Annotated in this window: 21 protein-coding genes and 1 tRNA gene; 8 read left to right on the top strand and 14 right to left on the bottom strand. The window is 35.5% G+C overall.

Features of this window, described 5'->3' with window-relative positions:
- Nucleotides 1-11: 11 nt before the first annotated feature.
- The 10 genes from atpA to LA20249_RS01425 all read right to left on the bottom strand — a co-directional run bounded on the left by atpA (nucleotide 12) and on the right by LA20249_RS01425 (nucleotide 7910).
- Nucleotides 12-1550: a F0F1 ATP synthase subunit alpha gene (gene atpA, locus LA20249_RS01470; protein WP_057739261.1), complete on the bottom strand. Its 1539-nt coding sequence runs from the start codon at nucleotides 1548-1550 to the stop codon at nucleotides 12-14.
- A 15-nt stretch (nucleotides 1551-1565) separates the two neighbouring features.
- On the bottom strand, nucleotides 1566-2114 hold the full coding sequence (gene atpH / locus LA20249_RS01465; RefSeq protein WP_057739260.1) for an ATP synthase F1 subunit delta: 549 nt from the start codon (nucleotides 2112-2114) through the stop codon (nucleotides 1566-1568).
- On the bottom strand, nucleotides 2101-2622 hold the full coding sequence (atpF, locus tag LA20249_RS01460) for a F0F1 ATP synthase subunit B (protein ID WP_371861831.1): 522 nt from the start codon (nucleotides 2620-2622) through the stop codon (nucleotides 2101-2103). Before atpF ends, atpH begins: the two co-directional genes overlap by 14 nt.
- Nucleotides 2623-2698: 76 nt before the next feature.
- Nucleotides 2699-2911, bottom strand: a complete 213-nt coding sequence (atpE, locus tag LA20249_RS01455; RefSeq protein ID WP_010020175.1) for a F0F1 ATP synthase subunit C — start codon at nucleotides 2909-2911, stop codon at nucleotides 2699-2701.
- 23 nt (nucleotides 2912-2934) lie between these two features.
- Nucleotides 2935-3645, bottom strand: coding sequence for a F0F1 ATP synthase subunit A (gene atpB, locus LA20249_RS01450; RefSeq protein ID WP_057739259.1), 711 nt, complete (start codon nucleotides 3643-3645; stop codon nucleotides 2935-2937).
- An 87-nt stretch (nucleotides 3646-3732) separates the two neighbouring features.
- Nucleotides 3733-4362, bottom strand: coding sequence for a uracil phosphoribosyltransferase (gene upp / locus LA20249_RS01445; RefSeq protein WP_057739258.1), 630 nt, complete (start codon nucleotides 4360-4362; stop codon nucleotides 3733-3735).
- A gap of 11 nt (nucleotides 4363-4373) precedes the next feature.
- Entirely contained in the window at nucleotides 4374-5384 is a 1011-nt protein-coding gene (locus LA20249_RS01440; protein ID WP_057739257.1) for an L-threonylcarbamoyladenylate synthase, read from the bottom strand.
- Nucleotides 5385-5386: 2 nt separating this feature from the next.
- On the bottom strand, nucleotides 5387-6268 hold the full coding sequence (gene prmC, locus LA20249_RS01435; protein WP_083477942.1) for a peptide chain release factor N(5)-glutamine methyltransferase: 882 nt from the start codon (nucleotides 6266-6268) through the stop codon (nucleotides 5387-5389).
- A complete protein-coding gene (prfA, locus tag LA20249_RS01430) occupies nucleotides 6213-7310 on the bottom strand; it encodes a peptide chain release factor 1 (RefSeq protein ID WP_057739255.1) in 1098 nt (365 codons plus the stop codon). Before prfA ends, prmC begins: the two co-directional genes overlap by 56 nt.
- A gap of 21 nt (nucleotides 7311-7331) precedes the next feature.
- Nucleotides 7332-7910, bottom strand: coding sequence for a thymidine kinase (locus LA20249_RS01425; RefSeq protein WP_057739254.1), 579 nt, complete (start codon nucleotides 7908-7910; stop codon nucleotides 7332-7334).
- 152 nt (nucleotides 7911-8062) lie between these two features.
- Between LA20249_RS01425 and LA20249_RS01420 the strand changes: the two genes are divergently transcribed.
- On the top strand, nucleotides 8063-9406 hold the full coding sequence (locus LA20249_RS01420; RefSeq protein ID WP_057739253.1) for a Mur ligase family protein: 1344 nt from the start codon (nucleotides 8063-8065) through the stop codon (nucleotides 9404-9406).
- A gap of 71 nt (nucleotides 9407-9477) precedes the next feature.
- Here LA20249_RS01420 and LA20249_RS01415 read toward each other — a convergent pair whose 3' ends face one another.
- The 3 genes from LA20249_RS01415 to LA20249_RS01405 all read right to left on the bottom strand — a co-directional run bounded on the left by LA20249_RS01415 (nucleotide 9478) and on the right by LA20249_RS01405 (nucleotide 14177).
- Nucleotides 9478-10446, bottom strand: a complete 969-nt coding sequence (locus LA20249_RS01415) for a serine hydrolase domain-containing protein (protein ID WP_057739252.1) — start codon at nucleotides 10444-10446, stop codon at nucleotides 9478-9480.
- A 138-nt stretch (nucleotides 10447-10584) separates the two neighbouring features.
- Complete coding sequence (locus LA20249_RS01410) at nucleotides 10585-12456, bottom strand: ABC transporter ATP-binding protein (protein WP_057739251.1); 1872 nt, start codon at nucleotides 12454-12456, stop codon at nucleotides 10585-10587.
- Nucleotides 12456-14177, bottom strand: a complete 1722-nt coding sequence (locus LA20249_RS01405) for an ABC transporter ATP-binding protein (RefSeq protein ID WP_057739250.1) — start codon at nucleotides 14175-14177, stop codon at nucleotides 12456-12458. Before LA20249_RS01405 ends, LA20249_RS01410 begins: the two co-directional genes overlap by 1 nt.
- Nucleotides 14178-14274: 97 nt before the next feature.
- Between LA20249_RS01405 and LA20249_RS01400 the strand changes: the two genes are divergently transcribed.
- From LA20249_RS01400 to LA20249_RS01370, 7 genes are all read left to right on the top strand, one after another.
- Nucleotides 14275-14967 carry a CPBP family intramembrane glutamic endopeptidase gene (locus LA20249_RS01400; RefSeq protein WP_057739249.1) on the top strand — a complete coding sequence of 231 codons (693 nt, stop codon included), beginning with the start codon at nucleotides 14275-14277 and terminating at the stop codon, nucleotides 14965-14967.
- Nucleotides 14967-15188, top strand: a complete 222-nt coding sequence (locus tag LA20249_RS01395) for a hypothetical protein (RefSeq protein WP_057739248.1) — start codon at nucleotides 14967-14969, stop codon at nucleotides 15186-15188. The genes LA20249_RS01400 and LA20249_RS01395 overlap by 1 nt, the downstream gene beginning before the upstream one ends.
- A gap of 53 nt (nucleotides 15189-15241) precedes the next feature.
- Nucleotides 15242-15314 (top strand) — tRNA-Glu (locus LA20249_RS01390).
- Nucleotides 15315-15873: 559 nt separating this feature from the next.
- A complete protein-coding gene (locus tag LA20249_RS01385) occupies nucleotides 15874-16251 on the top strand; it encodes a nuclear transport factor 2 family protein (RefSeq protein WP_057739247.1) in 378 nt (125 codons plus the stop codon).
- A complete protein-coding gene (nfsA, locus tag LA20249_RS01380) occupies nucleotides 16251-16988 on the top strand; it encodes an oxygen-insensitive NADPH nitroreductase (RefSeq protein ID WP_057739246.1) in 738 nt (245 codons plus the stop codon). The genes LA20249_RS01385 and nfsA overlap by 1 nt, the downstream gene beginning before the upstream one ends.
- 198 nt (nucleotides 16989-17186) lie before the next feature.
- A complete protein-coding gene (locus LA20249_RS01375) occupies nucleotides 17187-18023 on the top strand; it encodes a helix-turn-helix domain-containing protein (protein ID WP_057739245.1) in 837 nt (278 codons plus the stop codon).
- Between the two features lie 33 nt (nucleotides 18024-18056).
- Complete coding sequence (locus tag LA20249_RS01370; protein WP_057739244.1) at nucleotides 18057-18683, top strand: NUDIX hydrolase N-terminal domain-containing protein; 627 nt, start codon at nucleotides 18057-18059, stop codon at nucleotides 18681-18683.
- Nucleotides 18684-18761: 78 nt separating this feature from the next.
- Here the strand turns inward: LA20249_RS01370 and LA20249_RS01365 are convergent, their stop codons facing one another.
- Nucleotides 18762-20534 (bottom strand): oleate hydratase, encoded by a 1773-nt coding sequence (locus tag LA20249_RS01365; protein WP_057739243.1) that lies wholly within the window; start codon nucleotides 20532-20534, stop codon nucleotides 18762-18764.
- Nucleotides 20535-20635 lie beyond the last annotated feature (101 nt).

Below are 20635 nucleotides of genomic sequence, written 5' to 3'. Positions count from 1 at the left end.
AACCTCCTGTATTATTTTTCGTCTTGCTTACTATCTGAATCTGATTTTGAAGCTAAGAAGTTTTGTGTAAATTCACTTACAGCTGACTTCAAAGTATCCTCATCAGGTAATGTACCTTTTTCTTTGATTGTTTGTAAGAGATCTGAATGGTTTGCATCAAAATATTCAGAAAGTGAAGCTTCATATTCTTTAATATCTTCGACTTTGACATCATCCAAATATCCTCTTGTCAAAGCAAACAAAATCAAAACTTGTTTTTGAACAGCAACTGGGGAGTGCACTGGTTGTTTTAGAACTTCCTCTGTACGACGTCCACGGTCTAGTTTTGCCTTTGTAGCTTCATCAAGATCTGAACCAAACTGAGCGAATGATTCCAATTCATGATATGAAGAAAGATCTAGACGTAAAGTACCAGCAACTTTCTTCATAGCCTTAATTTGGGCATCCCCACCAACACGAGAAACAGATGTACCAGCGTCGATAGCTGGACGTGAACCTGAGTGGAACATATCACTACTCAAGAAAATCTGTCCATCAGTAATGGAAATAACATTAGTTGGAATATAGGCTGACACATCACCGGCTTGTGTTTCAACGATAGGCAAGGCAGTCATTGAACCGCCACCTAAATCGTCACTCAACTTAGCAGCACGTTCTAGCAAACGTGAATGCAAGTAGAAAACATCACCAGGATATGCTTCACGCCCAGGTGGTCTACGAAGCAATAGCGAAATTTCACGATAGGCATTAGCTTGCTTGCTTAAATCATCATAGACAATCAAAACATGCTTACCATTGTACATGAAATATTCACCCATTGCGGCACCAGCATATGGTGCGAAATAAAGCATAGGAGCTGGTTGACTAGGACCAGCCTCAACAACGATTGTATAATCCATTGCGCCATGCTTTCTTAAGGTTTCAACTTGGGCTCTAATTGTTGATTCCTTTTGTCCAATTGCGACGTAGATACAAATCATATCTTCATCTTTTTGATTAAGAATAGTATCAATCGCAATTGATGTTTTACCAGTTTTACGGTCACCAATGATCAACTCACGTTGACCACGACCAATAGGAACAAGAGAGTCAACGGCTTTCAAACCTGTTTGTAGAGGTTCGAAAACTGACTTACGTTGCATAACACCGGGTGCAGGTGATTCAATAGGTCTCGTCTTATCTGTCTTGATTTCACCAAGACCATCAACGGGTTGACCCAAAGAATTAACGACACGTCCGACCATTGCATCACCAACAGGGACTTCCATGATACGACCTGTTCTCTTAACAGTATCGCCTTCACGAATTTTGTCGTAATTACCTAAAATGATAATACCAACATCATCACTTTCAAGGTTTTGAGCCACACCAAAAGTACCGTCTTGGAATTCCAATAATTCACTAGCCATAGCATTTTCAAGGCCATTAGCACGAGCAATACCATCACCGACGTATGTAACTGTACCTACTTCATCAACTGAGAGTTCATTTTTATAGTTCTTTAACTGTTCTTTGATCAGCGAACTAATCTCTTCAGTTTTGATGCTCATTCTTTTCACCTCGACTTAATTATTAACTAATAGAGAATTCTTAATGTCATTAAATCTCTTAATAACACTACCATCAACAATTTGGTCTCCAACACGGATTATAACTCCACCGATGATGTTTGAATCGACTATTTTCGTTAAATTTACTTCATTTACTGAAAATCTCTTTTTAATAACAGATTTCAGATTTGATGCTTGAGAATCATCTATTTTAATCGCTGTTGTAACTGAAGCTTCAACAATGCCATGTACTTCATCATATTTCCTAATGTAAGCATCGGCAATATCAATGATACAGTCCATACGATTATTATCAAAAACCAATCCCAAGAAATCTTGCATCAAAGTACTAAACTTTTCCTTCAATGTATCTAAAATCTTAAGTTTTTCAGTGCGAGAAATAGAACGTCCTGCTAGAGCAAAACCCAAGCCAGGATTTTCTTCGTATACTTGCTTTAAAGCTTTTAAATCTTCAAGCATTTCTTCTACGGAGTTTTGTTCTTCGGCAACTTCAAAAAGTGCCTTACTGTAGCGTTTTCCCACTTGTTTATTACTTAGTTTCATTAACCGTCAACTCCTTAATATAAGAGTCGATTAGTGACTTTTGATCGTCTGCATTAAGTTCTTTAGAAATAACTTTAGAAGCAATTTCCAAGGACAAGTTTGCTATGTCTTTTTGCGCACCTGCCATAGCATCTTGTTTTGCCTTATCAGCATCCGATTTAGCTCTTTGTCTTACTTCTTCAGCTTCGCTATGGGCATCAGAAAGAATAGACTTCTTTTGAGTCTCTCCACTTTCCTTAGCTTTATTAACGATACCGACTGCTTCAGCACGTGAATTCTTCAGTGCATCTTCACGTTCTTTAGCCAACTTTTTAGCACGAGCACGCTCTTGATCCGCATAATCAAGATCACCAGTGATCTTTTCAGATCTGGCGTCCATCATCTTTACAACCGGACCCCAAGCAAAATGCTTAACTAAGAGTGCCAAAATGATGAAAGAAACAAGAATGAAAAGCATGTCACCCAAAGCTACTTGACCAGCTCCGAGAACTAATAAACCTGCCAATATTCTTCACTCCTTCCTCTCAAATAAATGCATCAATATAAAAAGGCGATGTATAATCTATCGCCAAATAATTGTTGTATTAAACGAAAAGAATAACGAACGCAATAGCGATAGCAATGATAGGAACAGCTTCAATAAGACCAACACCAATGAACATTGTTCCTCTTAATTTATCAGCTACTTCTGGTTGACGGGCCATACCTTCAAGAGTTTTTGAAATAACAAGTCCGTTACCGATTGATGCTCCAAGAGCAGCGATACCAGCTGCAAGAGCTGCCGCAATATCTTTCATAATTAAAAATCCTCCAATAAAAGTTATTCTTGTTCCAGTTTACGTGAAATATATACCATAGACAATGTGGTAAATACATACGCTTGGATGGCTCCAATAAATACAGAAAAGCCTTGCCATACCATGGCTAGTGGTATTGCTGCAACGAATGTCACAGCACCAACGCTTTTTGCAACAGTTCCAATAAGTGCAAGAAGCACTTCACCGGCAAATATATTACCGTAAAGACGTAGTGACAATGTTAGGAAGTTTGTAAACTCTTCCAGAAGGTTAATTGGTAGTAAGAACTTTACCGGTCTCGCATAATTGGATAAGTAACCGCCAAATCCAAATTTCTTCACAGCATAATAGTGTGAAAGTAACAATGAGATCGTAGCGAGCCCCATTGTTATTAGTGGATTGGTCGTCGGTGACTTAACATATGTGAAACCACCAACCTTAACTTGGAATATTAATCCTAATTGATTAGCTACAAAGACAAATAGGAATAATACGAAAGCATATAGGTTGAATCGTCTACCAGACCCATCAGGCATTGCCGATTTTACAATACTATTAGTAAAATCTATCATCCATTCGAGTACATTCTGTGCCTTACCTGGTCTCATTGTGATTTTGCGTGATAGTGCAAACACCAAAATGAAAACAAGGATCGCAGAGATAAGAACTGATAAGTCATTTGCAACATTGAATCTTAACCCTAAGAAATCAATAAACTTATACTTATCATCCAATAATAACCCTCCTTTCTTCGCTTATTGAAAACAATTGATACCATGAAATAATAACACTAAATTAAACATATTCAAACAATGAAATCGTTATTTTGTCCCAAATAATCTATCACCGGCATCGCCTAGTCCTGGGAAGATATAGCCACTATCTGTAATCTTCTCATCAAGGGAAGCTGCGTAAATATCAACGTCTGGATGGGCTTCTTGAACAGCTTTGACACCTTCTGGAGCAGCAACAAGTACAACCAAACGCATATGTTTAGCACCACGCTTCTTCAAGGCATCGATTGCCATATTAGCAGAACCACCTGTGGCAAGCATTGGGTCAACGATGAACAATTCACGTTGATCAATATCGCTAGGAAGTTTAACGAAGTATTCGTGTGGTTTCAAAGTTTTTTCATCACGATACATTCCGATATGTCCAACTTTTGCAGCAGGGATCAATTCAAGAACGCCATCGACCATTCCTAGACCAGCACGCAAAATTGGAATGACAGCAAGTTTTTTACCAGCAAGTATTTTTTGTGTTGATTTACCCATTGGTGTTTCAACAACAACATCTTTTAGAGGCAAATCTCGTGTGATTTCATAAACCATCAATTCACCAATTTCATTAGCAACTTCACGGAACACCTTAGTACCAGTGTGCTTATTTCTGATGATTGTTAGTTTGTGTTGAATCAAGGGATGATTTAATACAGTAAATTTAGACATTTTTTGTCTCCTTAGTTTTTATAATGTGTGTTACCTGCTGATTTATTTAAACGATTGCTATAAGCTTCTCCATGATCAGCGTCAGGAAAACCTTGAGCTAGAATATATTCAACTTTGTCAGAATCCAGTTGACGTAAACCGGCAAATAAATCTCTAGAAGCACTGATGACATCATCCCCTAAGGAAAATGTTTTGATTCCAGCTGGAACTTCTTTCAAAATATCGTCCACTGCCATGACACCTAGGGAAACTCCCTTGGCAAGATATTCTTCGATAGCTTGGTTGAAATCACTCTTGTCGTCGACGATGACAACTTGAGCGCTTGGTGCATAGTGCTTGTACTTCATTCCTGGTGCCTTAGGGACTTCTCCTGCCTTAACCTTATGATGATCACTATTGACATTATCTATAACCTTGAGCAAATCATCAACAGTTACCATTCCAGGCCTCAAAATAGTTGGTACATCAACAGATAAATCAATTACCGTTGATTCGACACCAAGCTTTGTAGGTCCATCATCCAAAATAGCGGCAATTTTACCATGCAGATCATGATAAACATGCTTTGCCAAAGTTGGACTAGGTTTACCACTGGTGTTAGCAGATGGTCCTACGATTGGTTTACCAAAAGTTTTGATAAGATTCAAAGTTGCTTGGTTATTAGGCATACGAAAAGCCGCCGTCGTTAGACCGCCAGTTACTGCTTTAGATAGCTTACCAGGTTGGATCGGCATGATTATCGTCAAAGGACCCGGCCAAAATGCATTCATCAACTTCTCTGCCAATGGCTTGTAGTCAATGTCGGCATAATCCCAAACCATCTCTGGTCCAGAGACGTGAACAATCAATGGATTATCACTGGGACGTCCCTTTGCAGCATAAACCTCTTTGACTACATCAGGTCTAGTTGCATCAGCTCCTAAGCCGTAAACAGTTTCTGTGGGAAAAGCCACCAACTGTCCATCGGCCAGAAAATCTGATGCTTCTTGAATCTGTGTACTCTTGAGTATCTCAGTTTCCAATACTACATCTCCTTTTTAGCTTTTAGATATCTATAATTACCACTCATATCTTTATGAAATTCTACAACATAATCGGGTAAATTATCACAAAAAATTTGATTTATTGCATTTTTTTGTTTAAAACCGAATTCCATATATAAAATTCCCTGATCTGAAAGATAATCATCGACATTCTTTACAATATTCTCATAAAATTCTAACCCATTATCTTTCCCATATAAAGCTAAATCGGGCTCAAATTTAATTACGCTTGGATCCATATCTTTTTTTTCGTTCTCAGCAATATAAGGTGGATTAGAAACAATGATATCAAATTTCTGTGGTTTAACTTTTTTAAACAGATCGCTTTCCTGAAGCCAAACATTATTTACTTGGTAATTATCAAGATTAATTTTGGCAACAGATAAAGCTTCACTTGAAATATCCGTCGCTAAAATATCGTCATTAGGAAAATTAAGTCCGAGACTTATTGCAATTATTCCTGAGCCAGTACCAATATCACAAATACTCTTTTTACTAGCACCATGATCATCGATGATTTTTTGAACCATTTCCTCTGTATCTTGTCGAGGAATAAGCACTTTGTCATTCACGAAGAAACTCCGGTCCATAAAATATGCATAGCCTAAGATATATTGAACTGGTACATCCATCTTCAATTGCACGATTCCCTGACGAAATTTGTGCATAATATCACTGGGAACTTCATCATTTCGATGCAACTGTAGTTGAGTATAATTAAATCCACTCAATTCTTCCATTAGATATTGAGCATCCTCGGGAAATTTGTTTTCCCTCTTCAACATTAAAAAAGCCCCTTTCAGGGCATTAGAATAGCTTAGCTTCTCCACTTTGAATTTGCTCCAACTTCTTGGTTTGATCATCAACAATCAAGGCATCAATAATTTCTTCAAGGTCACCATTCATAATACGATCCAATTTATTCAATGATAAACCGATTCGATGGTCTGTGACACGATTTTGAGGATAATTATAAGTTCTGATACGTTCTGAACGGTCACCTGTACCAACAGCTGACTTACGTTTTTCATCGTATTCGCTTTGATTTTGAGATTCATAATAATCATAAACACGAGACTTCAAAATTTGCATAGCTTTTTGACGGTTTTGTTGTTGAGAACGTTGATCTTGCATCGCAACAACAATACCAGTTGGTAAATGGGTCATACGAACAGCTGACGATGTCTTATTGATATGTTGACCACCAGCACCAGATGAACGATATACATCTGTTCTGATATCTTTAGGATCAATATCAATATCAACCTCGTCATATTCGGGCATAACCGCTACAGTGGCTGTTGAAGTGTGAACACGTCCCTGAGATTCAGTTGCAGGAATTCTTTGAACACGATGGGCTCCATTTTCATACTTCAATTTTGAATAGACACTATCTCCAGTGATCATTACAGCAACATCTTTATAACCACCGACTTCAGTATCTGTCTCATCAATGATATCAAAAGTCCAACCTTGTTTTTCAGCATATTTACTATACATGCTTAACAAATCGGCCGCAAACAAACTGGCTTCATCCCCACCAGCAGCACCACGGATTTCCATGATAATATTTTTATCGTCATTAGGGTCCTTAGGCAACATCAATAGTGTGATCTTGTGTTCGACCTCATCTAGTTCTTTTTTAGATGATTCCATTTCTTCTTTGGCCATCGCCGTCATTTCAGGATCATCGGTTTCACGAAGAATTTCATCACTATCACTGATACTCTTCTTTAACTCTTTGTAGTGTCTGAATGCAGCAACGACGTCACGCATGTCAGCTTCTTCTTTTGAATAAGCCATATAACGCTTTGTATCATTGATAACTTCCGGATCACTCATTAATTCTTGCAGCTCTTGGTATCTATCGAGCAATGTTTCTAGTTGTTCAAATATTTTATCCAACTTAACAATCCTTTCTTATTATTAATTATTTAGCATTGGAGGATGGTTGTAATGACGTCGACAAACCGGATAGTACATTTCATTGCCACCAATCGCAATCTGATCACCATCATAAACTGGTTTACCATTTGCCATACGCATATTCATTGTAGCTTTTTTTGTGCAAAACCAACAGATAGTCTTCATTTCTTCCAATTTATCCGCATACAACAATAAATACTTAGTTCCTTCAAACAATTCATTTCGAAAATCATTCTTCAATCCGAATGCCATCACAGGAATTCCTAGATCATCAACTAACCTAGTTGCTTGTAAAACTTGGTCTTTAGTCATGAACTCACATTCATCAATTAAAACACATGATGCATCAGGATTTCTATTTTTTACAATTTCAAAAACATCTGAATCCTTTTTAAGAGCAATCGCTGAACGTGTCAAACCCATTCGACTCTCTATTTTTCCAGTACCCGAGCGAGTATCCAGAATACTCGTCATTAAAATAACTGACTTACCCTGTTCCTCATAATTATGTGCCACTTTCAAAATCTCAATCGATTTTCCACTATTCATAGCACCATATTTAAAAAATAATTGAGCCACTTTTACGCCTCCAAAATAATGTCCTTCAAAATTATAACGAAAAAACATGCTCTTGAACACATTAAACATTTTTCATTTTCAAACAAAAACAGATAAAATACTCCTTAGGTATGATAATATTATTTTAATTAATTCAATTCGGGGTTTTACTAATGACATTTAAATCAGGTATTGCAACATTAACAGGAAAAACATCTTATTTCATTTTGAGCAAATTTTTCAACGGTGGTTCTTCATATCCCGGAAAAATTGCTTACAAGATTGATCCTGATATTTTAAAGAGTCTTGGAAAAGACTATGATCTTATCGTTGTTACAGGAACTAATGGAAAAACTTTGACAACTTCATTGATCAACAAAATGTTAGTTCAAAAGTACGATGATGTTTTGACTAATCCAACTGGTTCCAACATGATTCAAGGTATTGTAACTAGCTTTGTTACTCATCACAAGAAAAGTAAGAAACCTTTGGCAGTTCTAGAAGTGGATGAAGCTAACGTACCAATCATTTGTAAATACATTAAGCCAAAATATTTTGTTCTAACAAATATTTTCCGTGATCAAATGGATCGTTACGGTGAAATCTATACAACTTACCAAAAAATTCTTGATGGGATCAAACTTGCACCAAAAGCTACAATTATTGCTAATGGCGACGCTGCCATCTTTGCTTCAAAGAAATTGCCTAATAAAGTAATCAATTACGGTTTCTCTGACAAGGGGCATGAAGATGAAGATTTCAAGGCTCCTACCAATACTGATGGCGTTCTTTGCCCTAGATGTAATCATATCATGCATTATCATATGATTTCTTACGCTAACCTTGGCAGCTACTTCTGTCCTAATTGTAATTTCAAACGTGGCGAATTAAAATATCAAGTAAACAAAATTTCCACCTTATTGCCTAATAAAACTGAATTTGAAATTGATGGCAATAAATTTACTATGAATATTGGTGGTAAATATAACGTTTATAACGCTTTGGCAGCATATGCTATTGCTTCAGAAATGGGCATCAGCGTTGAACAGATCAGAAAAGCCTTTGCCTATGATGAAAAAGTCTTCGGTCGTCAAGAAACAATCAATGTCGATGGCAAAGATGTCAACATCATTCTTGTAAAGAATCCTGTTGGTTTAAATCAAGTTATCGAAACCGTTTTAAGTGATAAAGACCCCTACACGCTAGCCTTTTTACTGAATGCTAATTACGCAGATGGTATCGATACTAGTTGGATCTGGGATGCTAATTTTGAAGATTTCGATTATAAGAAATTACCGCTAGTTATTACCGGTGGCAAACGTGTCAAAGATGTTACTTACAGATTCAAGATTGCCGGCTTAGATATGAGCAAGAACATTGAAACAGAAGAGATTGCGGACTTCGTTAAACAAATACCAAAAATTCCAACTAATAAAATCTACGTTCTAGCTACCTACACTGCTATGCTAGGTTTGCGTAGGGTTCTTGGAGATCAGGGCTACATTAAAAATAAATAAAATACAAAAAAGTTCGATATAGGATTTATTTCAAAACCTATATCGAACTTTTTATTTTACAACTTAGATCACTATTTACTTTCAGCTAAAAATGAATTTAAAATTGTTTCTCGACGATTTAAGAATAATTGATTATATTGATTGGGGTGAACCCGATTAGTCATCACAACCATTGCGTTTTGATGCTTATAATCTAAAGCAATAAATTCACCCGTATAACCAGTGTGAAACAAAACGTGACCCAATCCATCTGGTTTAACATCCCAGCCTAAGGAACGACCAGGATTCAATTCAGTATAATTGTGATATAAAAACTCCTTATCTGGTTTAAGCATATCATTGGCAAATTTTAAGACGTCATCTAAAGTCGCAAACATCCCTGCTGACCCGCAACGTTTTCCTAATTGTCGTGCTTTAGGATCGTTAGGAATACCGTAAAGCATTTTCCCATCCACTGGATAAGTTGGAACACAACGATCAGGTTCGGGTTCAAAAGTGGCATCCTCTAATCCTTCTGGCTCAATAATATATTTCATAATGACATCTTGAACTGGCATTCGATAGATTTTTTCCACAATCAATCCCAGAAAAATCAAACCAGTATCGGTATACACGACTTTTTTATTAAAAGTATCAGTCACTGGCAAGTTCAACAAGGCTTTAATCAACTCTTCGCTATCTAACGAATCCCGATTGGGAATATATCCTTTGATTCCTGAGGTATGTGTGATCAAATTAAACAATGTAACTCGTTTATCTTTAAAATCTGGCAAATATTTGTTAACTGGATCGTGTAAATCAAGCAATTTTTCATCTAACATTTTTAAAACCAATGGAACAGTGCCCATCACTTTCGTTAATGACGCTAAATCATGTAATTCGTCCCCTTTAAGAGGAGTTATTTCCGGTTCCCATGATTTATTGCCATAAATATATTTATCCGTGTGAGACGCTGAAATAAAGCCAAAACTAACTCCCGGAACAATTTGTTTATTCGCCAAGTCTATAATCTGTGCTTTCGTTTCCACAAAATTTGCCATAGATTTCTACCTCTTATAATTAAAAGTTAACATATTACCCTTCAATTTTACTACAAGCATCCTTAGTAATAAAAAAATCAATGTGATAACCACTGAATATGGTTAAGCACATTGACTTTTATTGTCTATAAATTAATTTTATTCGGCAACATTTCCCGCAAATTGAGAATTATAAAGATCAGCATAGAAGCCATTCTTAGCCATAAGTTCATCATGGTTACCAGTTTCCACGATTGATCCATGATTCATCACAATAATCTTATCCGCATTTTGAATTGTAGATAATCTGTGAGCAACGACGAAACTTGTCCGATTCTTCAAGAGACGTTCCATCGCATGCTGAATATGTAATTCAGTTCTTGTATCAACTGAACTAGTTGCTTCATCGAGAATCAATATTTCAGGATCAGCCACGAAAGCACGAGCAATTGTAATCAATTGTCTTTGACCTTGAGAAATATTTGAAGCCTCTTCATTTAAGACAGTATCATAGCCCTTTGGCAATTGACGGACAAAATTATCAACGTGAGCTGCTTTAGCAGATTCAATAATTTCATCTTTAGTTGCGTCTTCACGGCTATACTTCAAGTTATCATAAATTGAACCAGTGAATAGCCAAGTATCTTGAAGTACCATTGCATAATGACTTCTAACTTGTTCACGACTCATATTCCTAATATCTTTACCATTTAATTTGATGGAACCGCCTTTAACATCGTAGAAGCGTTCCAAAAGATTGATAATAGTTGTTTTACCAGCACCAGTTGGTCCAACGATAGCTATCATTTCTCCTGGTTTGACATTCAAATTATAATCTTCCAATAAAATTGGCTTATTCTCATAACCAAACTTAACATGATCAAGCGTAACTTTATCGTCAGTCTGAACATCAGGAACATCAACTTTAGTCTCTTCCATTTCAGGTTCATCCAAAATTTCAAAGACACGTTCAGCAGACGCAATAGTTGCCTGAATAGTATTAGTTAAGTTGGCTAATTGTGAAATTGGTTGTGAAAATTGATTCATATATTGCAAGAAAGCTTGAATATTACCTAAAGAAACATGTCCACTAGCAACTTGCATTCCACCATAAATGGCAACCAACACATAACCTAGGTTATTGATAAAAATCATCAATGGCATAACGATACCAGAGATCATCTGTGCTTTCCAAGAAGCCTTATAGAGTTTAGTATTTTCTTGTTCAAATTCATCTATAGAATCTTGTTCATGATTAAAACTCTTAACAACAACGTGTCCAGCGTAGTTTTCTTCAACTTGATTATTGAGAAGACCTAGAGAAGTTTGTTGACGTTTAAAGAATTTTTGTGATTGAGGAGCAATTATTCCGACAACAATTAAACTCAATGGCACAGTTGCCAAAGCAATCAGAGTCATCTTCCAACTGATTGTAAGCATCATCCAGATAACACCGATAAATGTAACGGTACTAGTAACAAATTGCGTCAAACTTTGCTGCAAAGTTCCGGCAATGTTATCCATATCATTGATAGCACGTGACATAATATCACCATTAGAATGGGAATCATAGTACACGATAGGCAAACGAGCCATCTTGCCCTTTAGATCCAGTCGTAATTTATAAACAGTCCGTTGTGAAATTCGCGTCATCACAAACTGTTGTATAAAATTGAAAACGGCCGAAGCTACATACATTAAAATAACAATTAAAATAATATGTTCAATTTTTGTAAAATTAATTGGCAAGCCATTGATCTTTATTCCGGCCTTTTGTTGCGCCATACCGGTCATTAAACCTTTATAAATTTCAGTTGTTGCTTCACCTAAAATTTTAGGAGTCTTAATTTGGAAGACGGCGGAAGCAATTGCCAAAATCAATACAAAAACAATTCCGACCATATAACTAGACATGTACTTAGCTAAACGTCCAGTGGTTCTCCAGAAGTTCTTGGGCTTTACTACAACTGCTGGTCCATGATTACCCGGACCATGTCCTACTGAAGGCGATTGATTCTTTTTCTCAGCCATTACTTACCCTCCTTTAATTGAGACTCAATTATTTCTTGGTAAGTCTTATTATTTTCTTTTAATTCTGCATGAGTTCCGAGGCCGACCATCTTACCGTTATCCAAGACGACAATTTGATCTGCATCAGCAACAGTTGAAATACGTTGACCAACAATAACAACGACACTCTGACTGATTTTTTCATCATTCTTCAAAGCTGTCCGGAGATTTAAGTCAGTCTTGAAATCAAGTGCTGAGAAGGAATCATCAAAGACATAGATCGAAGCATCTTTGACCAAAGCTCTGGCAATGGCTAAACGTTGTTTCTGACCACCAGAGAAGTTTTCGCCACCCTGTTCAACCTCAGCATCCAATTGACCATCTAGTTCTTTTACGAAATCATCCGCTTGGGCTACTTCTAAAGCATGCCAAATCTGTTCATCGGTAGCTTTCTCCTTACCATAGAGCATATTCTCACGAATTGTTCCTCTGAAAAGATAAGCCGTCTGTGGAACCATCGAAACACGATTGTTGATGTCTTCAGTACTCAAAGCCTTAACATCAGTCCCATTAATGCTTACAATACCAGTTTCAGCATCATAAAATCTAGGAATTAAATTAATCAGAGTACTCTTACCAGAACCAGTACCACCGATAATGGCCAAAGTTTGCCCCTTAGTTACTTTGAAATTAAGATTTGACAAGGCCAATTTTTCAGCACCAGTATATCTGAAATTAACATCATTGAAACTAAGAGCTGGTTCATCTTTTAACTTAGCTGGCTTAGCAACAACATCAATCTTACTTTTTGTTTCAAAAACCTCTTGAATACGTGCAGCTGAAGCCGAAGCACGTGGAACAAATACAAAGACCATTGAAAGAATCATAAAACTCATTAAAATTTGCATAGCATAAGTCATAAAGGCAATCATATTACCAATTTCCATAGATTGATTGGCAATATAATGTGCACCTAGCCAAGTGATCCCTACGTTAGTTCCACTCATGATCAGAGTTACGATTGGGAACATCAAAGCGACAATACTAAATACCTTTACCGCATTGTTAGTGTAATCTTTATTGGCACTATCAAAACGATTCTGTTCGAACTTATCCTGTCTAAAGGCACGTATGACACGCACACCAGTCAATCCCTCACGAAAGACCAAATTCAAACGATCAGTCTTTTTCTGCATAGCCTTAAATAAGGGCACTGCAAAGTACATTACAACACCAACCAAAACAATTAAGATAGGAATTGAAATCAAAAATATCTTAGTCATCTCAGCATTTTTCTGATAAGCCATGAAACTAGCACCAATTAACATGATTGGTGCCATGATCATCATTCTTAACATCATGATCATCACATTTTGAATTTGCACAACATCATTAGTCGTTCTAGTCGTTAATGATGACGTTTCGAACTTGTCGAATTCATCGTGTGTAAAGTATAATATCTTCTTGAATAAATCGGATCTCAATTTACGTCCTAAACCTTGTGACGCTTGTGACGCCATTAGAACATTTCCAAAAGCTGCTATAACGCTAATAAACGAAACTAAAATCATCTGCATCCCTGCATGGACAATATAATTGTTGTCACCGGTAATAACACCCTTATTAACAATGTCTGATGTCAGATTAGGAATGTATAACGTTGCAACGACTTGAAAAATCATAAAAATAACCGCCGCAAGCACCTGTAATACATTGATCCTACCTCGAGCAATCTTGAACATTAATTCACTCCCTTTAAAAAACTCACATAGCATTATAGTATTAAAACACTAATTATCAAATAATTCTAATAATTATCTTAAATAAGGTGGCATTTTAATGAATAATCCTAAAATCAGTTATCATCCTATAAAAACTATATTTCATATTATAGCCTTTTTCCTACTCTTTTTACTGGAACAACTCCCATTAAGTATCTTAACTTTAACAAAAAAACAATTAGGTTCAAAGTATCAGGCATATATAAAAATTGCGCCAATAATAACTATTATATTACTAATTGTTTCAGCTACCATAATTATTTTTGTATTCAAACAAGCCCAGAATTTTTCCACTCAAAAATTTACTAAAAAAACCTGGTTGATTATTCTTATCGCCACTATCCTGGTAGCTTTAACCAATTTTGCAACCGTTCCATTTATGAAAAGCAGCAATGCTAACGTTGACGCCTTAAATTTAATCGGTCAAAATAATATGGTAATCTTGATTCTTTTTAGTGTCATCGTAGCTCCCACATTAGAAGAAATAATTTTTCGTGGTATCTTTATGAATTGGTTCTTTTTAAACCGGCCATTTGTTTCAATTCTTCTCAGTGGAATTATTTTTGGTTACGTTCACGCACCCTTTGGCACCGGAACAGATTGGATCTATGCTCTGTCGAAAATTCTTTTAGGAATTATTTTGGCAGGCGTTTATTACAGAACCAAAAATATTAAAGCTAACATTACCGTCCATTTTTTAAATAACTTCTTAGCTATTTTCGCCGGTTTAGCTATTTCAGGAGTGATTTAATGAAGAATAATCAAAAGAAATTCAATGAGATCTATCAAAATCTCCTACGTAAAATCGTCATGTTTGGCGTTTTATCAATGTTACTAATGGCTAGTGCCAGAATCACAGGCTGGATCATTATGGAATATGCTGGTTTCGTCAGTGCTATTTATACAATCATCTTAATTGGGATGATGATTTACATTTTAATCATTAAAATAAAAGATAAAAATAATTCATAAATATTGTTGACAGGAGACTGCCTTTACAGGTAATATTATGTGTGTTGTTTAATTGCCCGTTGGTCAAATGGTTTAAGACGCCACCCTCTCAAGGTGGAGTTATGGGTTCGATTCCCATACGGGTGATAATAGAGTTACGGTAAGCCTAAAAAACGCTGATGTAACAGCATTCTTAAATTATAGTTTCGATACATTTTTATATGGCTCAAAAAAGTGAGCCACGAGTGAACCACCAAATGATTAAAATAATGGTGGGAGCAGTGTTTAATCGCCGGTCTTAAATGACCAGCGATTTTTTTTGTATAAAAATAGTCTGATATTTCTATCAGACAAATTACACAGAAAATCAAAATTCCCCTATTTCCCCAAGATCACTTCCGAAAGGATACGATTCCAGCGCCAATAATTAACGCCACTAAAATTATAATTTCCACTAAGTTAGGTTTTTGACCACTCATATACATATAAACTGCCGCTAAGCCAACCACAATAAGTGCTAACCAGAAATAAAACTTTCAATAATAACCGGAACCATTATTCATTTTTACATCCCCACTTAAAAAATAATCTTTTTAAATATGAATTTTATTATACACCTTGCTAAATTGTCATTTTGAACTAGAAAAACCATGAACATATTCTTATAATTACTATTGACAATATTTTTACAATTTCGAGGAAAATAATGGAAAAAATCGATATTATTCAGCAATATTTTCAATCTTGGCTTACCAAAGATTTCTCAAAACTCGATGACTATTTTGATTCAAAAATAATTTATCGTGAATCATATGGTCCTATCTATATCGGCTTAAGTGAGTTACATCAATGGATAAGCACTATGTCTAAGCAACAAAAAGTTCTCAGTTGGCGGATTGACAAAATTCTTCAATCGGACAAAAACACTTTCACAGTGTTATGGTACTTTCATGCAATTGAGCATACTGAGTATGATTTCGATGGAGTTTCAATTATTCAATTTAAAGACAATAAAATAACTGATGTCTCCGAATATCAATCAAAACATGAAACATTTAGACCATTTTCTAAAAAGGAGCAATAATGAATTCTACTATAAAAAAAATGACCCAACACGTTTCCGTACGTGATTTCAAAGATGAACCTGTTACTGACGAACAAAAGGATGCCCTTTTAACGGCAGCTCAAAGTGGTTCTACTTCAGAGTTTGTTCAAGCTTTTTCTATTATTGAAATAACTGATTCAAAACTGCGCGAACAATTAGCTGATATCACTATCAGTTCACCGCACGTTAAAAAAGCCGATACTTTTTATATTTTTGTCGCTGATCTCAATCGTCAGGCTTCAATTTTAAAATCTCATAATCAAGATCTCGACGGTTTGAAAAATATGGAATCATTAATTGTCAGCATTGTTGATACGACGATTGCTGCCCAAAATGTTGCCGTTGCCGCTGAATCCATGGATTTAGGTATCTGTTACATTGGAAGCATTCGCAACAATATTCAAAAAGTTGCTGAATTATTAAATTTACCAAAATTAACAATTCCCCTATTCGGTATGGCGATTGGCGTTCCTAAAACTAAGAATCAGCACAAACCTCGCCTTCCTAGAAAGAATCAAGTTTCTACAAATACTTACAACAATGAGAATCTATCTGACTTGAAGGATTACGATGCATCTGTTCGTAAATATTATGCCAATCGTAATTCTAATGCGAGTGACACAAATTGGTCTGAAAAGAATTTAGCAATTTTCAAAGAAATCAGACGTCCTGAAGTCGCTCAATTCTTGAAACAACAGGGATTTACTCTCAAATAATTAGTCTATAATTTTCCTGAAAGAGCAAAGTATAACAAATACAGTCTTCTCCATTGAAACTGCGTTTGTTATACTTTTTTTATTTCTGAAATAATACAGATATTTTTACAAAACTTTACATTAATTCAACATAAAATTTACACTACTTTTATATTATTTAATCATAAATCATTAATTCATACTAAGCAGGTGTAAAACATGGATAACTTAGGAGATATATTAAGAGAAACACGTATAAGTCATCAACTTTCACAGATAGAAACATCCGATAATATTTGTTCTCAATCTACCCTTTCAGAAATTGAAAATAATAAATATAATCCTAGTACACAATTATTGATTGATCTATGTCAACGAATGTCAATTAGTTTTGAAGAAATTATTTTAGCTCAAAACTTTAAAGTCTGTCGAGATATTCAACTAAACAAAAGGATAAGTACTCTCTACAATGCTCATAATTATCAAGATCTGAATCTTTTTTTAGTTCGTAAAAGAGTTCTAGCCGATGTTCAAACTGACAAACATACTCAGGCTTATTACTTTTACCTCTCCTTATGTGCTTTACACCTCGATCATAAGCTCGATCACACTAAAGAATTAATTAAATTATCTCTAGCAAGCTCTAACAACAGCCGTAAACAAACGACTTTAACAAGATTGGGAAATATTATTTTAGCTTACATCTATTCCAAACAAAATTTACGTTCTTCCTCTATTCAACAAATTAAAATGGCATTAAATAATATAGAAAACGTTAAATATGAAGAGAATTTAAATATAATTTATTTCGTGGCTGCCTTATCGTACTTCCAAATATCAAGATATAAGCCTGCACTTGATATGGTTAGAAGAGGAATAAATTTTTCTCAAAGAAATGCCTCCGCTTTTATGCTGATTAATAATTTCTATTTACTAGCTTATATAAAAAAGACAGTTTGTGAGCGTCGACTCAAAATAAAACACTCAAATATTCATAAATATTCTAATAAAAAAATCAGAAAGCTTCCTGCAACCGTTTTCTATAAAACTGTATAAATGCTATACTTTTTAGAAAAGGCAGGCTTTTAGATGGATGATGTAGAATTATTACTAGAAAAATTACAAGCAATTGCACAAAGTGGTAAACATTATGGAAAAGATATATTTGATCAAGAACGTTATCACCAATTAGAAGTGGTTGCTAAAAAACTCACTGGAAAATTAGTCAATAACGCTACTCCAAAAAATTTGGATCTTTATTTTGATTCTGATACTGGATACGTCACTCCCAAAGTAGATGTCAGAGCAGCAACATTTAAGAACGATAAGATATTGCTTGTTCATGAAAAAAGTAGTGGTCAATGGTCAATTCCAGGTGGTTGGGCTGATATCGGTTATTCAGCTAGTGAAATTGCAACCAAAGAAACTTTTGAAGAAGCTGGAATCAAGGTTAAACCTAAACGCTTGATTGCCATTAAAGATATGCAAAAGAGTCACTATCCTAAAAAGAATCTGAGTTATATTTATAAAATATTTTTTGAGTGCTCTCCCATTGAAAATGATATCCATGGTGGCGTTGAAACGTCAGAAGCTCGCTACTTTACTTTAGATAAAGCTCTCAATTTAGATCTTTCATTAGCCAGAAACCTTCCCGAGGATTTCAAGATGGCTTTTAACTGTCATCGTTCCCAAGAATGGCAAACCTATTTTAACTAAAAAATTATTCTACCAAAAAATGGTCGTGATAACTAAAAATAATTACCACAACCATTTTCTTTAAAATTTGATGTCTTATCAGAGCAAATGTGCATCCTTTAACAATTCTTCAATATAAGTTCCATGAATCTTCTCCATAACTTTCTTTTCAACAATCCGCTCTTTAAATGGTAATTTAATATCTTCAAGTTTCTTCTTACCATCTAAGTAGTAAACAGCTCTCATTAATGTCCGAATATCAAAGGCTGAGTCAAAGACTTCCGGAACGCCACGATCAACATCCAGCAAAGTATAGACAGCTTCCATAGCTGTTCTAACTGAATATTCTGTTGTAAAGACTGTATCACGCTCAGTTTCAGCAAAATTACCAATGAAAGCTAAGTTCTTTGATCCCTTTGGAACTACTAGTGGACGATCGCCCAGTTTTCTTGGCATAAAGTATGACGTAATATAAGGCATATGTGCTGGAATTGTACTAGCATGATTTTCTGCAATATCCTTAATTTTATCAGTTGGTACACCAATATGATAAAGCCATTCTTCACAGAGTTCATCTCCGGTACACTCAGTAATCTTTTTATTAACGAAATTACCCGGCTTGTCGGAGAACAATCCATAAACCCAAACGACTAATTCGTTGTCCTTTTGTCTCTTGAAATGCTTTTGACGACTTATCGAGTAACCATAGAGCCAATTTGAATCTTTAATACTGACAGGTCCACTAGTTACAATTGAGCCGCTGTGGGGATCTTTTTTGCTTATCTTTTCAATATAAGGAACAACTTGATCATCTGTTAAGGTAATTGTTCCAGAAACTGTCCAATTAGCTTCAGGAATATTCTTACAGAATTTATCTGGATGTCCAAAAGCCTCATCTTGTTTAGCTAAGTTTTCCCAAAGTTGCCAACTGCTGCCTAATTCATGTTCAGTTGGTGCAGGATGAGTCTTGTCACCATAAGTTGTACTCTCAGTGATTGAACCGTTAGTTACAAAGACTAAATCATTTTCTGTCAAATCAATAGTCTTATCTTGATCATCAGTCGTTATTTCAAGTTTTTGGGCAACTTTATCGCCATTATTTGTAGCGACCTTAATATTATTAACATGAGTATTATAAGTAAATTTAACACCCTTATCTTCCAAGAATTTGATCATTGGTTGAATTAATGACTCATATTGATTATATTTAGTAAATCTCAATGATGAAAGATTTGATAATGAATCAATATGATGACAGAAGCGCATCAAGTAACGTCTCATCTCCATGGCACTAGCCCATGGTTCAAAGGCAAACATTGTTGACCAATATAACCAGAAGTTAGAATTTAAGAAATCATCAGTGAATACTTCATTGATCTTTTTATCCCCTAAATCCTTTTCCGGTGTCATAACCAAATCTAACAATTCTTGAACTGCCTTGGGTGTTAAAGTCAAATCACCTTCAGTTGGCAATTCCTTGCCCTGTTTTTGAATAACTCTTCCATGCGAGAAACTTGGATCTTTTTTATTAAGCCAATAAAATTCATCCAAAACAGAAGCATCTGGATTTTCCAAAGACGGAATTGATCTGAATAAATCCCAAAGTGTTTCAAAATGAGGTTCCATTTCTCTACCACCACGGATAATATAGCCCTTTTGTTCATTCCAAATACCGTCCATACTACCACCAGGTAATGCTAATTCTTCTAAAACATGAATCCTGTTACCCTTCATTTGACCGTCACGAATCAAGAAAGTTGCTGCAGCTAATCCAGCTAATCCGGAACCAACAATGTACGCCGACTTGTCATCAACTCCAGCTGGTTTAATAGGTTTAGCAAATGCTTCGTAATTACCATTACTTCTATACATAAGAACCACCTCTCGAATATGTTAGTTTTCTTCGTGCAACCGATTACAACTAAAATATAGTTCTTATATTTAGAAGATACAATAGCAAAAGCAATACTTTT

The organism is Companilactobacillus alimentarius DSM 20249, assembly GCF_002849895.1.
GTDB classification, from domain to species: domain Bacteria; phylum Bacillota; class Bacilli; order Lactobacillales; family Lactobacillaceae; genus Companilactobacillus; species Companilactobacillus alimentarius.
This window is presented reverse-complemented; position numbering and strand designations above follow the sequence as displayed.